The 14,867-nt window shown below is 69.8% G+C and carries 11 protein-coding genes and 1 riboswitch; of the genes, 9 read left to right on the top strand and 2 right to left on the bottom strand.

Annotated features, from left to right (window positions below):
• The 9 genes from J1C73_RS28510 to J1C73_RS28470 form a co-directional block, all read left to right on the top strand.
• A partial coding sequence (locus tag J1C73_RS28510; protein ID WP_207318895.1) for a cytochrome P450 family protein occupies window positions 1-1,256 on the top strand: 1,256 nt, incomplete at its 5' end.
• A gap of 105 nt (window positions 1,257-1,361) precedes the next feature.
• The gene (locus tag J1C73_RS28505) at window positions 1,362-2,306 is read left to right on the top strand and encodes a transglycosylase family protein (RefSeq protein WP_207318894.1); all 945 of its coding nucleotides are present in this window, start codon (window positions 1,362-1,364) and stop codon (window positions 2,304-2,306) included.
• A gap of 312 nt (window positions 2,307-2,618) precedes the next feature.
• Window positions 2,619-2,790, top strand: a riboswitch (cyclic di-AMP (ydaO/yuaA leader).
• Window positions 2,791-2,794: 4 nt separating this feature from the next.
• Window positions 2,795-3,541: a LysM peptidoglycan-binding domain-containing protein gene (locus J1C73_RS28500; protein WP_207318893.1), complete on the top strand. Its 747-nt coding sequence runs from the start codon at window positions 2,795-2,797 to the stop codon at window positions 3,539-3,541.
• A 308-nt stretch (window positions 3,542-3,849) separates the two neighbouring features.
• Window positions 3,850-5,136, top strand: coding sequence for a phosphopyruvate hydratase (gene eno / locus J1C73_RS28495; RefSeq protein ID WP_207318892.1), 1,287 nt, complete (start codon window positions 3,850-3,852; stop codon window positions 5,134-5,136).
• Between the two features lie 288 nt (window positions 5,137-5,424).
• On the top strand, window positions 5,425-5,895 hold the full coding sequence (locus J1C73_RS28490) for an FtsB family cell division protein (protein WP_123459756.1): 471 nt from the start codon (window positions 5,425-5,427) through the stop codon (window positions 5,893-5,895).
• Between the two features lie 64 nt (window positions 5,896-5,959).
• A complete protein-coding gene (locus J1C73_RS28485; RefSeq protein ID WP_207318891.1) occupies window positions 5,960-6,538 on the top strand; it encodes a DUF501 domain-containing protein in 579 nt (192 codons plus the stop codon).
• 70 nt (window positions 6,539-6,608) lie between these two features.
• Window positions 6,609-7,550, top strand: coding sequence for a Ppx/GppA phosphatase family protein (locus J1C73_RS28480; RefSeq protein ID WP_207318890.1), 942 nt, complete (start codon window positions 6,609-6,611; stop codon window positions 7,548-7,550).
• Between the two features lie 495 nt (window positions 7,551-8,045).
• Window positions 8,046-9,425 (top strand): NAD(P)/FAD-dependent oxidoreductase, encoded by a 1,380-nt coding sequence (locus tag J1C73_RS28475; protein WP_207318889.1) that lies wholly within the window; start codon window positions 8,046-8,048, stop codon window positions 9,423-9,425.
• A gap of 364 nt (window positions 9,426-9,789) precedes the next feature.
• Window positions 9,790-11,094: a class I SAM-dependent methyltransferase gene (locus J1C73_RS28470; protein WP_207318888.1), complete on the top strand. Its 1,305-nt coding sequence runs from the start codon at window positions 9,790-9,792 to the stop codon at window positions 11,092-11,094.
• A 74-nt stretch (window positions 11,095-11,168) separates the two neighbouring features.
• Here J1C73_RS28470 and J1C73_RS28465 read toward each other — a convergent pair whose 3' ends face one another.
• Window positions 11,169-13,697, bottom strand: coding sequence for an ABC transporter permease (locus J1C73_RS28465; RefSeq protein ID WP_207318887.1), 2,529 nt, complete (start codon window positions 13,695-13,697; stop codon window positions 11,169-11,171).
• A 103-nt stretch (window positions 13,698-13,800) separates the two neighbouring features.
• Window positions 13,801-14,571 (bottom strand): ABC transporter ATP-binding protein, encoded by a 771-nt coding sequence (locus J1C73_RS28460; RefSeq protein WP_123459750.1) that lies wholly within the window; start codon window positions 14,569-14,571, stop codon window positions 13,801-13,803.
• Between the last annotated feature and the right edge of the window lie 296 nt (window positions 14,572-14,867).

Genomic DNA, 14,867 nt, shown 5'->3' with positions numbered 1-14,867 from the left:
CCCCCGAACTCTTCACCTGGGAGTTCGCCACCGACCCGTACCCCGCGTACGCCTGGCTGCGCGAGCACAGCCCCGTGCACCGCACCACCCTGCCCAGCGGGGTCGAGGCCTGGCTCGTCACCCGGTACGCGGATGCCAAGCAGGCCCTCGCCGACGCCCGGCTCTCCAAGAACCCGGCGCACCACGCCGAGCCTGCGCACGCCAAGGGCCGCACCGGCATTCCGGGCGAGCGCAAGGCGGAGCTGATGACGCATCTGCTGAACATCGACCCGCCCGACCACACCCGGCTGCGGCGTCTGGTGTCGAAGGCGTTCACGCCCCGGCGCATCGCGGAGTTCGCGCCGCGCGTGCAGGAGCTGACCGACCGCCTCATCGACTCCTTCGCGCAGAAGGGGGAGGCGGACCTCATTCATGAGTTCGCCTTCCCGCTCCCCATCTACGCGATCTGCGACCTGCTCGGCGTCCCGCGCGAGGACCAGGACGACTTCCGGGACTGGGCGGGCATGATGATCCGCCACGGCGGCGGCCCCCGCGGCGGGGTGGCCCGTTCGGTGAAGAAGATGCGCGGCTATCTGCTCGAACTCATCCACCGCAAGCGCGAGAACCCCGGGGACGACCTGATCTCGGGACTGATCCGGGCGAGTGACGACGGCGAGCACCTGACCGAGAACGAGGCCGCCGCGATGGCCTTCATCCTGCTCTTCGCCGGGTTCGAGACGACCGTCAACCTCATCGGCAACGGCGTCCACACCCTGCTGGGCCACCCGGAGCAGCGCGAGCGGCTCCAGCGGTCCCTGGCGGCGGGGGAGACGGAGCTGCTGGCCACCGGGGTCGAGGAACTGCTGCGTTACGACGGTCCGGTGGAGCTGGCGACCTGGCGGTTCGCCACCGAGGCGCTGACGCTCGGCGGGCAGCAGGTCGCCGAGGGGGACCCAGTGCTGGTGGTGCTGGCGGCCGCCGACCGGGACCCCGAACGCTTCGCCGTTCCGGACACGCTGGACCTCTCGCGGCGTGACAATCAGCACCTCGGTTACGGTCACGGCATCCATTACTGCCTGGGAGCACCGCTCGCCCGGCTGGAGGGACAGGCCGCGCTCGCCACGCTGCTGAAACGCCTCCCGGACCTGCGACTTGCGGTGGAACCTGCCGATTTGCGCTGGCGTGGCGGGCTCATCATGCGCGGACTGCGCACGCTTCCGGTGGAGTTCACCCCCGAGACCGTCACCGGCGAAGGTGACGCTCTGTCAACTCTGTGACTTTCACGTGATCTCTGCTGCATCGACTTGTGACACACGTTCGAGTCCCGCTAGGTTCACCGTTCGACTCATCCGTCACTCGTCCGTCACACGGAAGGCATTCCCATGGGCTCCGCGAACGGCAGGCACCGTCGCCCTCGGCAGGCACCCGCGATCGTCGTCGCCGCAGGCGTGACCGGCTCGGCCATCGCCATCCCGCTGCTCGGCGCGGCCGGCGCGCACGCCGCCGACGCCTCGACCTGGGACCGGGTCGCCGAGTGCGAGAGCGGCGGCATGTGGAGTGCCGACCTCGGCAACGGCTTCTACGGCGGCCTGCAGTTCTCGCAGGAGGTGTGGAAGTCCTACGGCGGCGATTCGTACGCCCCGCGTGCGGACCTGGCCAGCCGCTCGCAGCAGATCGCCGTGGCGGAGAAGGTCCTGGACGACCAGGGGCCGAAGGCGTGGCCCAGCTGCGCCGTCATCTCCGGCCTCGCCGTGGACGGATCCCTGCCGGGCGTCGACCCGGGCAGCACCCCGTCCGCCGACCCGTCCGAGAGCGCCGACCCGTCCGCGAGCGCCGACCCGTCAAAGAGCGCCGACCCGTCGGACCACGCGTCCAAGGGCGCCAAGAAGACCCCGTCGGACGACGCCACCGCCGACACCGTCGACAAGGACCGTACGCCGGACGCCTCGGACTCCTCGTCCGCCACGCCCTCGGCATCCGGCTCCTCCGGTGCGAGTGACACCTCCGACGCCCCGGACAGGTCGTCCCGGGCCGGGGACACGGGTGGCAGGCACCGTGGTGCGCCGGCCCCGGAGAAGCCCGGCAGCGACCGGGACTCGGGGCGGCACGCCTCGCGCGGCGAAGGTGACGCACGCGGCAAGGGCGCACCGGCCGCTGACGGTACGTACACCGTCCGGCCGGGCGACAACCTCTGGGCGATTGCTGACGCGCAGAAGCTGCCCGGCGGCTGGACCGGGCTGTACGAGGCCAACAAGGCAGCGGTCGGCTCCGACCCGGACCTCATCCTCCCTGGCCAGAGTCTCGATCTCGGCGTCAAGGCCGGTTGAGAACGGCCGCGGAAGCAGTCTGATCATCAGCTGAATGCGCCCCGAATCTGGGGCACTTAGGAGGCTTATGTCCCACTTTTGACTAAGTGAGACATGGGTCTCTTTGCGTGAACTGGCGCGTCTTGTCCGGGAGCTCCCCCTGCATCCGTTCCGACCTGCGCAAACAGGCCTTCTTCGGATGCAAGTAAGGGCTGTTTATCCGGTATGTCCTTCTTTGAAGATGAGGGTTGCGTGTGTTTACGGTCGGAACCGCTCGCACCGCGGGCCCCGTCGATCGTCACGCCGAATCCTGCCGTCGGTCGATGGGAACAGACGCGTAAAGCGCCGTAGGCAGGAGCGGGGGACCCAGGTAAGTGCCGGGCCCGATCGTCGCAAGACGCATCAGGACCGGCTTGGGGTTAAGTCGTGCGCTAGGACGTGCGACCGGGCAACTCACTTGGCCCGAACCCGACAGCTCACCTCGCAGGCGTCGGTGAGGAGAAGTCTCGATGCTGCTGAACAGCAAGGGCAACAAGCACCGCCGCCCGTCCAAGGCCGTCCGTATCGCCACGCTCGCCGGTGTGACCGGTGCCGCCATCGCCGTGCCCCTGATGGGTGCGACCGGCGCCTCCGCGGCCTCCGTCTCCACGTGGGACGCGGTCGCCCAGTGCGAGTCCGGCGGCAACTGGTCCATCAACACCGGCAACGGCTACTACGGCGGTCTGCAGTTCTCGCAGTCCAGCTGGGCCGCCGCCGGCGGTACGCAGTACGCGGCCCGCGCCGACCTGGCCAGCAAGTCCCAGCAGATCACCGTGGCCGAGAAGCTCCTCGACATGCAGGGACCGGGTGCCTGGTCCTGCGCCGGTGCCGGCAACCTGAGCAACGACGGTGTCGACCCGGGCGTCGGCACCGGCTCCACCGCCCCCAAGACCGAGACCGCTCCCAAGCAGGAGTCGGCTCCGGCCCAGCAGGCCGAGCCGAAGAAGTCCGAGCGCACCGAGGCCCCGGCCACCAACCGCTCCGACCGCTCGACCGCCCCCAAGGCGGAGCAGAAGAAGACCGTCACCACCCCGACCGGCGAGAAGGTCAAGAAGGGTGATGGCGAGTACAAGGTCGTCGCCGGCGACTCGCTGAGCAAGATCGCGGCCGACCACGACGTCAAGGGCGGCTGGGAGCAGCTGTTCAAGCTGAACAAGGACATCGTCAAGGACGCCGACATGATCTTCCCGGGTCAGCAGCTCCACCTGGTGAAGTGATTCAGCACCCTCCTCGCTGAGCACCCCGGCCCGGCCCGCATCTTCCCCCCCATGCGTGCCGGGCCGGGGTTCACCGGTCGCCGGGCCGCCGGTTCGCGGCTCGCCGGTTTCCGTGGTGATTGTTCAACTGTTGTAGTTACTGGTCAGTAAATTTCTGGCCGTTCGCCCCGCTATGACGGCTCTTGGGTCCTTTTTCGTCCCAGGGGACGGGCGGTCGGCCGACTGAGACGGCCGGGCCGGTTAGGCTCTTGTCGCAAGGCCAAAGTGACCCTGCACAACCAGCGTCATATCCCAGAAGGAGATGCCTCGTGCCGTCCATCGACGTCGTCGTAGCCCGGGAAATCCTCGACTCCCGGGGCAACCCCACGGTCGAGGTCGAGGTTGGCCTCGACGACGGCAGCACGGGTCGTGCTGCTGTTCCGTCCGGAGCCTCCACCGGTGCGTTCGAGGCCATTGAGCTTCGCGACGGTGACCCCAACCGCTACCACGGAAAGGGCGTCGAGAAGGCGGTCCTCGCCGTGATCGAGCAGATCGGCCCGGAGCTCGTCGGCTACGACGCGACCGAGCAGCGGCTGATCGACCAGGCCATGTTCGACCTGGACGCCACGGAGAACAAGGGCTCGCTCGGCGCCAACGCCATCCTCGGCGTCTCGCTCGCCGTCGCCCACGCCGCGTCCGAGGCCTCGGACCTGCCGCTGTTCCGCTACCTCGGTGGCCCGAACGCGCACCTGCTGCCCGTCCCGATGATGAACATCCTCAACGGTGGGTCGCACGCCGACTCCAACGTGGACATCCAGGAGTTCATGATCGCCCCGATCGGCGCGGAGTCCTTCTCCGAGGCCCTGCGCTGGGGCGCCGAGGTCTACCACACGCTGAAGAAGGTCCTGAAGACCAAGGGCCTGTCCACCGGCCTCGGTGACGAGGGTGGCTTCGCGCCGAACCTGGAGTCCAACCGCGCGGCCCTCGACCTCATCGTCGAGGCCATCAAGGAAGCCGGCTACGCCCCGGGCAAGGACATCGCGCTCGCGCTCGACGTCGCCGCGTCCGAGTTCTACAAGGACGGCAAGTACGAGTTCGAGGGCAAGTCCCGCTCGGCCGCCGAGATGACCGAGTACTACGAGGAGCTCGTCTCCGCGTACCCGCTGGTCTCCATCGAGGACCCGCTGTACGAGGACGACTGGGCCGGCTGGAAGGTCATCACCGACAAGCTCGGCGCCAAGGTGCAGATCGTCGGCGACGACCTCTTCGTCACCAACCCGGAGCGCCTGGCCCGCGGCATCGAGGAGGGCTCCGCCAACGCCCTGCTCGTCAAGGTCAACCAGATCGGTTCGCTGACCGAGACCCTGGACGCCGTCGAGCTGGCCCAGCGCAACGGCTTCAAGTGCATGATGTCCCACCGCTCCGGCGAGACCGAGGACGTCACCATCGCCGACCTCGCGGTCGCCGTGAACTGCGGCCAGATCAAGACCGGCGCCCCGGCCCGCTCGGACCGCGTCGCCAAGTACAACCAGCTGCTGCGCATCGAGGAGATCCTCGACGACGCCGCGGTGTACGCGGGCCGCTCGGCGTTCCCGCGGTTTCGCTCCGAAGGCTGACGAGCACAGCTAGGGTCTTTCGTTTGGATCAGGTGGATCAGGCTGGATCAGGGAGCGGGGTCCGGTGCGTGCGGATGCAAGGCGGAGGAGGGAGTCAGTGCGGAGCATTGGCGACCGACGACAACACGGCAGGTGCGCGTGCCGGACCCCGCGAGCCCGGCATGATCCAAACGAGAGGCCCTAGGGCTGACAGGCCCGGCCGGGTCCAGCGCCCCGGCCTCCGTCCGTCCCCGCACTCGGTCCCGTACCGTGTGCGGGGACGGACGTGCGTAATGGGGAGGCGGAGACATGGCCGCGAAGGACCGGGACCGGTTCTCCACCGCGACCCGGCTGAGGCTGCTCGGTGAGCAGACCGCAGCCCGCGTCTACCGGTCCCAGAACCGCCGTCAGGCGCACCGCTCCCGCCTCACCGGCCGGGCGGCCGTCCTGGCCCTGATCGTCTGCTCCCTGGTCGTCGCACTCGCGTACCCGATGCGGCAGTACGTGTCGCAGCGCGACGAGATCGCCGACCAGGAGCGGCTCGCGCAGGAGGCCGAGGCACGCACCGAGGAACTGCGCGACGAGAAGTCGCGCCTCCAGGACGACGCGTACATCAAGCGGCTGGCCCGCGAGCACCTGCACTACCTTCTTCCGGGAGAGACCAGCTACACGGTGGTCGACCCCGACGCGGTCAAGGAGCGCAACGGAAAGCCGGACGAGTCCGGCCGGCCCTGGCACTCCAATCTGTGGGACGGCGTCGACAGCGCCGACCGCGGCTGACCCGCGTTCCCTCGTTCATCTGCGGAACCGCAGTTCAAGCAGCCCGATCAGAACCTAGGCAGGCATGGAAACGCCCCCTCCCCAGACCGAGCCCACCGCGCCCACCGACGCGGACATCGCCGCGTTCCAGCAGCAGCTGGGGCGCCCGCCGCGCGGGCTGCGCGCCATCGCGCACCGCTGTCCGTGCGGAAACCCGGACGTGGTCGAGACCCAGCCGCGGCTGGAGGACGGTACGCCGTTCCCGACGACGTACTACCTGACGTGCCCGCGTGCGGCGTCCGCGATCGGCACGCTGGAGGCGAACGGGGTCATGCGGGAGATGACCGAGCGCCTCGGTACGGACCCCGAGCTGGCCGCCGCGTACCGGGCCGCGCACGAGGACTACATCGCGCGGCGTGACTCCATCGAGGTGCTGGAGGGCTTCCCGAGTGCGGGGGGCATGCCGGACCGGGTGAAGTGCCTGCACGTGCTCGTGGGGCACTCGCTGGCCGCGGGGCCGGGGGTGAACCCGCTGGGGGACGAGGCGATCGCGATGCTGCCGCAGTGGTGGCGCAAGGGTCCGTGCGTGTCGCCGTGCGGCGCGCCGGAGGAGAAGGGCGGCGGGAGGGCCGACGCGGCCGACGGCGTACCGGACGAGGACTGACCGTCCGCACGGGGGCTCCGCCCCCGGACCCCCGCTCCGCAATCGGAGGGGCTTGAATGAGGAGTACTTCATGACGCGCGTGGCCGCCATCGACTGCGGTACCAACTCGATCCGCCTGCTGGTGGCGGACGCCGACCCCGGCACGGGGGAGCTCACCGAGCTCGACCGGCGGATGGAGATCGTCCGGCTCGGGCAGGGCGTCGACCGGACCGGACGGCTCGCCCCCGAGGCGCTGGAGCGGACGTTCGCCGCCTGCCGGCAGTACGCGGCGGTGATCAAGGAGCACGGCGCGCAGAAGGTCCGCTTCGTCGCCACCTCCGCCTCCCGGGACGCGGAGAACAGGGACGAGTTCGTCCGCGGGGTGCTGGACATCCTGGGCGTCGAGCCCGAGGTGATCAGCGGCGACCAGGAGGCCGAGTTCTCCTTCGACGGGGCCACCAAGGAGCTCACCGGCCGCGACGACCTCGCCAAGCCGTACCTCGTCGTGGACATCGGCGGCGGCTCCACCGAGTTCGTCCTCGGCGACGACCGGGTGCGGGCCGCCCGGTCCGTGGACATCGGCTGCGTCCGGATGACCGAGCGCCATCTCGCGCGGGACGGCGTGGTCGTCGACCCGCCCACGCCGGACGCGGCCGACGCGATCCGCGCGGACGTCGCCGCCGCCCTGGACCTGGCCGGGCAGAGCGTCCCGCTCACCGGGGCGGGCACGCTCGTGGGGCTCGCCGGCACCGTCACCACCGTGGCCGCGATCGCGCTGGGCCTGGACGCGTACGACTCCGCGGCGATCCACCACTCCCGGGTCTCCCTGGAGCAGGTCCGGGAGATCGCCGACCGGCTGCTCGCCTCGACCCACGCCGAGCGCGCCGCGATCGGCGCGATGCATCCGGGACGGGTCGATGTGATCGCCTCCGGGGCGCTGATCCTGCTGGCCGTCATGGAGCGGACCGGGGCCCATGAGGTGGTCGTCAGCGAGCACGACATCCTTGACGGGATCGGCTGGTCCATCGCGTAGCGCGCCCCTCGGGGGCCGGCGCCGCACAGCGCCCCCTGAGGCCCCCGCGCGGGGCTCCGGGGGCCGGGTGCGGGGAGGCGCCGGAACGTTGCTCATACGCATTCCTGCCTGCACCTTTGAGTCGCTGAGGGCCGCCCGGGGACCCCTTCCGAGACCCGCCGCGACGAAGTTCGTGAACTTCTTCACAAGGAATTGGACCCCTGGGGGCGTACTTCTGCTCCGGACGGGCCTCCGGGAGGGTGTGCGGGGTCACTCGCGACGCGAACGGGGCGGTTCCGGGGGTGTTGCGGGAGTGTGAACCAAGGGGGTGGTCCACCTCGCTCGGCGGCTCAAGGGCCAGCTCACAAGCGGTGAACAACGTTCGCCACAGCGTCGTGGTTCCCTTCCGGGATCATGACCTGGGTCACGTGGGCGGCGAAGTGTAGCAGAGGGTGGGGGATACCTTGTGAAGGGGCTCACGAGCCCTCCCTCCGAGAGGGGTGGATACTCGATGGCATGAGCACCACGGAGCGTCCCAGGATCCTCGTAGTAGGCGGTGGGTACGTAGGCCTGTACGCAGCTCGGCGCATCCTGAAGAAGATGCGCTACGGAGAGGCGACCGTCACGGTCGTCGACCCCCGGTCGTACATGACCTACCAGCCCTTCCTCCCCGAAGCTGCTGCCGGCAGCATCTCGCCTCGGCATGTCGTCGTCCCGCTGCGACGCGTGCTGCCGAAGGCCGAGGTCCTCACCGGCCGCGTCACGACCATTGACCAGGACCGCAAGGTCGCCACGGTCGCGCCGCTCGTCGGCGAGGCCTACGAGCTGCCCTTCGACTACCTGGTCATCGCGATGGGCGCCGTCTCGCGTACCTTCCCGATCCCCGGCCTTGCCGAACAGGGCATCGGTATGAAGGGCATCGAGGAGGCCATCGGCCTGCGCAACCACGTTCTCGAGCAGCTGGACAAGGCCGACTCGACGACCGATGAGGATGTCCGCCGCCGGGCGCTCACCTTCGTCTTCGTGGGCGGCGGGTTCGCCGGTGCGGAGACCATCGGCGAGGTCGAGGACATGGCCCGCGACGCGGCGAAGTACTACACGAACGTGAAGCGCGAGGACATGCGCTTCGTCCTCGTCGACGCCGCCGACAAGATCCTTCCCGAGGTCGGCCCGAAGCTGGGCACCTGGGGCCGGGAGCACCTGGAGTCCCGCGGTGTCGAGGTCTTCCTCTCGACCTCCATGGACTCCTGCGTCGACGGTCACGTGGTGCTGAAGAACGGCCTGGAGGTCGACTCCAACACCATCGTGTGGACGGCCGGCGTGAAGCCGAACCCGGCGCTGGCCCGCTTCGGCCTGCCGCTCGGCCCCCGCGGTCACGTGGACACCTCCGAGAAGCTCCAGGTGCAGGGCACCGACTACATCTGGGCCGCGGGCGACAACGCCCAGGTCCCGGACCTGGTCGGCCGCAAGGCCGGCAACCCGAACGCCTGGTGCCCGCCGAACGCCCAGCACGCACTGCGTCAGGCCAAGGTCCTCGGCGACAACGTCATCTCCGGGATGCGCGGCTTCCCGCAGGCCGACTACAGCCACGCCAACAAGGGTGCGGTCGCCGGTCTGGGCCTGCACAAGGGCGTCGCGATGATCGTCGTGGGCAAGATGAAGATCAAGTTCAAGGGCCGCCTCGCCTGGTACATGCACCGTGGCTACCACGGCATGGCGATGCCGACGTGGAACCGCAAGATCCGGATCTTCGCCGACTGGACCCTCGCGATGTTCCTCAAGCGCGAGGTCGTCTCGCTCGGCGCCATGGAGACGCCGCGCGAGGAGTTCTACGAGGCCGCCAAGCCGGCCCCCGCCGCCGCCCAGCCGGTGGGCGAGAAGGCCAAGGCCTCCTAGCGCGCACCCGGGACCGGAGGCCCAGCACCTCCCGGTCCGCCCGCGGATACCCGTATCCGTGCAGAGCAGTCGCACAACGCCCGAAGGGGCCGTCCGCCATCCGTGGTGCGGGCGGCCCCTTCGGCGTATCGGGACGGGTCGGGGCGGAGCACCGTACAGGGGGACCGGGGCCAGTGGCCCGGCGGATGCATGGCCTCTACAGGTATTTTGCCGTTCCGTTGCGCAGTAGCGGGATGGCCGGGCCGCCGGAAACTGTTAAGGGGGGTGTACCTCGCCGCGGCGCCAACGGGTGCCGGGGCGTGGTCCGAGACATGTGTGGGCATGTCTGGGCACGTTGGGAAACACCATCACGGAGGTGTGCGCCATGGCAGACGCCGCGTTGCGGCTGACCGCTCTCGCCCAGGAGTTGCTGGGAGAACCCCTACCGGTCCGCATCCGGGCCTGGGACGGCAGCGAATCCGGACCGCCGGGTGCCCCCGCCCTCGTCATCAGGAACCGTCGCGCCCTGCGCCGGCTGCTGTGGAAGCCGGGCGAACTGGGCCTCGCCCGCGCCTGGGTGGCCGGGGAAATCGACATCGAAGGCGATCTGTACGAGGCCCTGGACCTGGTGGCCGGGCTGATCTGGGACCGCGGTGCGGAGGCGAAGGACAGCGTCCACCCGGTCCGCGACCCGAAACTGCGAGCAGCGGCCAAGGGGCTGCTGCAACTGGCCGGTCCCTGGCCCCCGCCCCCTCCACCGCCGGAGGAGGTACGCCGCCGCACCGGTGCCCTGCACACCAAACGCCGTGACAAGGAGGCCATCAGCCACCACTACGACGTGGGCAATGACTTCTACGAACTGGTCCTCGGCCCGTCCATGGTCTACTCCTGCGCCTACTGGGAGGACGGCGGGAACCTTGAGGACGCCCAGCGCGACAAGCTCGACCTGGTCTGCCGCAAGCTCGCCCTGAAGGAGGGGGACCGCCTCCTGGACGTCGGCTGCGGCTGGGGCTCCATGGCCATTCACGCGGCCCGCGAGTACGGCGCCCGGGTCACCGGCGTGACCCTCTCCACCGAACAGGCCGCCTTCGCCAGGAAGCGCATCGCCGAAGAGGGACTGACCGACCGGATCGAGATCCGGGTCCAGGACTACCGGGACGTCAGGGACGGCCCGTACGACGCCATCTCCTCCATCGGCATGGCGGAGCACGTCGGCTCGGTCCGCTACCGCGAGTACGCCGACGACGTCTACGCGCTCCTCAAGCCCGGCGGGCGCCTCCTCAACCACCAGATCGCCCGCCGCCCGGAGAAGGACGAGTCCGCGTACCACGTGGACGAGTTCATCGACGCCTATGTCTTCCCGGACGGCGAGCTGGCCCCGCTGGGCCGGACCGTCGCGACCCTCGAAGAGGCCGGCTTCGAGGCCCGTGACGTCGAGTCGCTCCGCGAGCACTACGCACTGACCCTGCGCCGCTGGGTCGCCAACCTGGAGAAGGACTGGAACCTCGCGGTGAAGATGACCTCGCCCGGCCGGGCCAGGGTCTGGCGGCTCTACATGGCCGCCTCCGCGCTCTCCTTCGAGCACAACAAGATCGGCGTCAACCAGATCCTGGCGGTGCGGCCGGCCCAGGGCGGTTCCGCCCGGATGCCACTGCGCGCCCGCGACTGGAAGGCGTCCGCGACCGGCTGAGCCGGACGGGACGCGACAGAGGGCCGGTACCCGCGGTTGGCGGGTACCGGCCCTCTGTCGTGTGCCGTGTGGCGCTACTCGGTCTTGATGGCCGTCAGCATGTTGAGCTTGGCGGCGTTGCGGGCCGGCCACATCGCGGCCAGCACCCCCACCAGCCCGGCCAGCAGCAGGAAGAGCGCGATCCGGCCCCACGGCACGACCAGGGCGTACTGCGGGATCTGGGACGACGCGGCCTGCCCGATCGCCCAGCCGAGGAACAGGCCGAGCCCGATCCCGATCAGCGCGCCGAACAGCGAGATGACCACGGCCTCCAGCCGGATCATGCGCTTGACCTTGCGCCGGTCCAGGCCGATCGCCCGCAGCATGCCGATCTCCTGCTGCCGTTCGAAGACCGACATGGCCAGGGTGTTGACGACCCCGAGCACCGCGATGATCAGTGCCATCGCCAGGAGCCCGTACATGATGTTCATCATCAGGTTGATGGTGCCGCCGAACATGTCCCGGATGTCCTGGCGGTCCATGACGCTCATGCCCGGGTTGTCACCCAGCGCGTCCACCACGGCCTGCTCGTTGGCCGCGCTCGCGCCGCCGTCCGTCTTCACCCAGATCTCGCGGATGTCCGCACGGCCCTCGTGCGGGGCCACCTTCTCGCGGGGGATCAGGACCTGGGACAGGAAGTCGTTGTCCTTGTAGAGCGCGCCGACCTTCAGGTTCTCCTTCTTGTTGTCCTCGTACGTGACCGGGACGCTGTCCCCGGTCTTCCAGCCGTTCGACTTCGCGGTCTTCTCCGAGACGGCGATCCCGTCGCTGCCCAGGGAGTCCATCGAGCCCGAGAGGGTGTCGACGTTGAGGACCTTCTGCACAGCGCCGGGGGTGACGCCGGACGCCGAGAGGTTGGCCTTGCCGACCGTCAGCCAGACGGACTGCGTGGGCGAGACGGCGGTGACGCCGTCGGCCTTCTCCAGGGCGGTGAGCGCCGACTCGTCGAGCGAGTCCCCGCTCGCCATCGAGACCATGTAGTCGGCCTTGACGTTGTCCGTCGTCATCCGGTCGACCGCCTGGCCGAGCGTGACGCCGAGGACCGAGATGCCGGTGACGAGGGTGAGACCGATCGCCAGCGCGGAGGCGGTGGCACCGGTGCGCCGCGGGTTGCGGACCGCGTTCTGTGCGGCGAGCTTGCCGGAGACCCCGAACAGCCGCTGCAGCAGCGGGCGGACCAGGGCGATCACCGGGCGGGACAGCAGCGGGATGAGGATGATGACGCCGATCAGCGCCAGGAAGGCACCGGCCGCGATGGCGGCCTGGGCACTGTTTCCGGACTGCGACGCACCGGCCACGATCGCCGCCGCGCCGAGCAGGGTGATGACCGCGCCGATCGAGTTGCGCAGCACCAGGGACTTCACGGTGGCCGCCGAGTACATGCTGTTCATCGCCGCGACCGGCGGGATCTTCGCGGCCCGGCGGGCGGGCAGCCAGGCGGCCAGCACGGTGATCAGGACGCCGACGCCGAAGGCGGCGGCGACGGTGGTCGGGGAGACCACCAGCGGACCGGCCGGGATCTTGCCGCCGATCAGGCTCATCGCGGAGCGCAGCCCGATGGCGAGACCGAGGCCCAGCACGAAGCCGATGACGGACGCGATCGCACCGACCACGGCGGCTTCGAGCAGCACCGAACGCTTGACCTGGCGGCGCGAGGCGCCGACGGCACGCAGCAGCGCCAGCTCCTTGGTGCGCTGGGCGACCAGCATGGTGAAGGTGTTGGCGATCAGGAAGATGCCGACGAAGAGGGCGATGCCCGCGAAGGCGAGCAGCACCTTGTTGAGGCTGCTCAGGCCGGACTCGATCTGCTTGGCCTGCTCATCGGCGCGCACCTTGCCGGTCTTGGCCTGTGCGTCCTTGGGCAGCAGCGGCTTCACCGCCGCCAGCAGCTGCTGGTCGGAGGCGCCGGCCGCGGCGGTGACGGAGACGTCCTGGAACTCGCCCGGCCTGAGGAACAGCTTCTGGGCGACCTCGGTGTCGAAGAGCACCAGGCTGCCGCCGGCGTTGACCGCGCCGTCCTCGGTGGTGAAGACCCCGGACAGGGTGTACTCCTTCACCGGCCCGTTCGTGGCGACCCGTACCTTGTCGCCGACCTTGTACTCGCCCTTCTTCGCGGTGTCCTCGTCCAGGGCGATCCGGCCGGCCGCGGTCGGTCCGGTGCCGTCGCTGAAGGCGTACTGCGCGTCCTTGCCGCCCTTGCCGGGCGAGAAGTTGGCGCCGGTGTTGGACCAGCCGTTGCCGATCAGCTTGCCGTCCGGGTCGGCGACCCCGGCGAAGCCGGAGACCCGGCCGGTGGCGCTCTCCACCCCGTCCAGGCCCCGGATCTTCTTCAGGGTGGCGGTGTCGACGCCGCGCGTCTCCGCGTCGCGCCGGTCGGCGTAGGTGGTGACCGCGACGGCGACGTCGTCGTAGTTCTTCGCCGACTGGTTGCGGAAGGCGTTTCCGAGGGTGTCGGTGAAGACCAGAGTGCCGGAGACGAAGGCCACGCCGAGCATCACGGCGAGGACGGTCATCAGCAGCCTGGCCTTGTGCGAGAGCACATTGCGCAGGGCGGTACGGAACATGGCTGTCAGTCCTGGGAGGGGAGGGGTTCCGGAAAGGGGCATGGGTCAGGCACCGCGCGGCACGAGGCGGTGCGACGTCGGGGCCCGGGTGAGGGCCCGGGGCTCAGCTGGTGCGGCCCTTGGCGTCGAACGCCTTCATCCGGTCCAGCACCCCGTCCGCGGTGGGATGCATCATCTGGTCCACGATCGCCCCGTCCGCGAGGAAGATCACCCGGTCCGCATAGGAGGCGGCCGCCGGGTCGTGGGTCACCATCACCACGGTCTGGCCCAGCTCGCGCACCGAGTTGCGCAGGAAGCCGAGGACCTCGGCGCCGGAGCGCGAGTCCAGGTTCCCGGTCGGCTCGTCACCGAAGATGATCTCCGGCTGCGAGGCCAGGGCGCGGGCCACCGCGACGCGCTGCTGCTGGCCGCCGGAGAGCTCGGTGGGCCGGTGCTTCAGCCGGTCGGAGAGGCCCACCATGTCGATGACCTTGTGCAGCCAGTCCTGGTCGGGCTTGCGGCCGGCGATGTCCATCGGCAGCGTGATGTTCTCCAGCGCCGTCAGCGTCGGCAGCAGGTTGAACGCCTGGAAGATGAATCCGATCTTGTCCCGTCGCAACTGGGTGAGCTGCTTGTCCTTGAGGGACCCCAGCTCCGTCTCGCCGATCCGCACCGATCCGCTGCTGAAGCTGTCGAGACCGGCCACGCAGTGCATCAGCGTGGACTTGCCGGAACCCGACGGGCCCATGATCGCGGTGAACTCGCCCTGCGGGAAGTCCACGGTGACCCGGTCCAGCGCGGTCACCTTGGTCTCGCCCTCTCCGTAGACCTTCGACAGTTCCGTGGCGCGGGCAGCCACCGCGGTGGCGCGGTGAGCGGTGGTCATGGTGGTCACGGGAGACTCCAGGGTCAGGTTCGTACGGGACGGAAGGACCTTCGGTCCGGGGCCGGAGGGAAGGCGCCGCCGGGGCGGCGCCTTTCGCGATGGCACTCCTCCATCGTCTCCGCCGCTTCGCCGCGGATCGTCAGCCCCGGTGCCCGTTCCTGGGGCCGCCTTGAGTCGCACCGGCGGGCCCTCGCGTCCTCCTGCGGTATGACACCGCCCCTGAGAGGCGGTATGACACCGCAGCTGAGAAGCGGTCGGGCGACTGCTCCTGAGACGGGTGACGCCGCCGGTGGGCCGTCCTGCCA

Source organism: Streptomyces laculatispora, from assembly GCF_017353455.1.
Lineage (GTDB): Bacteria > Actinomycetota > Actinomycetes > Streptomycetales > Streptomycetaceae > Streptomyces > Streptomyces laculatispora.
Note: the sequence above shows the minus strand (reverse complement) of the source record. Positions and strands in the feature narration are given on the sequence as shown.

Excerpts from the sequence above, each read along its gene's own strand:
- J1C73_RS28480 (WP_207318890.1), top strand. The coding sequence starts at position 6,609 with ATGACGCGCGTGGCCGCCATCGACTGCGGTACCAACTCGATCCGCCTG.
- J1C73_RS28490 (WP_123459756.1), top strand. The coding sequence starts at position 5,425 with ATGGCCGCGAAGGACCGGGACCGGTTCTCCACCGCGACCCGGCTGAGG.
- J1C73_RS28485 (WP_207318891.1), top strand. The coding sequence starts at position 5,960 with ATGGAAACGCCCCCTCCCCAGACCGAGCCCACCGCGCCCACCGACGCG.
- J1C73_RS28500 (WP_207318893.1), top strand. The coding sequence starts at position 2,795 with ATGCTGCTGAACAGCAAGGGCAACAAGCACCGCCGCCCGTCCAAGGCC.
- J1C73_RS28505 (WP_207318894.1), top strand. The coding sequence starts at position 1,362 with ATGGGCTCCGCGAACGGCAGGCACCGTCGCCCTCGGCAGGCACCCGCG.
- J1C73_RS28475 (WP_207318889.1), top strand. The coding sequence starts at position 8,046 with ATGAGCACCACGGAGCGTCCCAGGATCCTCGTAGTAGGCGGTGGGTAC.
- J1C73_RS28465 (WP_207318887.1), bottom strand. The coding sequence starts at position 13,697 with ATGTTCCGTACCGCCCTGCGCAATGTGCTCTCGCACAAGGCCAGGCTG.
- J1C73_RS28470 (WP_207318888.1), top strand. The coding sequence starts at position 9,790 with ATGGCAGACGCCGCGTTGCGGCTGACCGCTCTCGCCCAGGAGTTGCTG.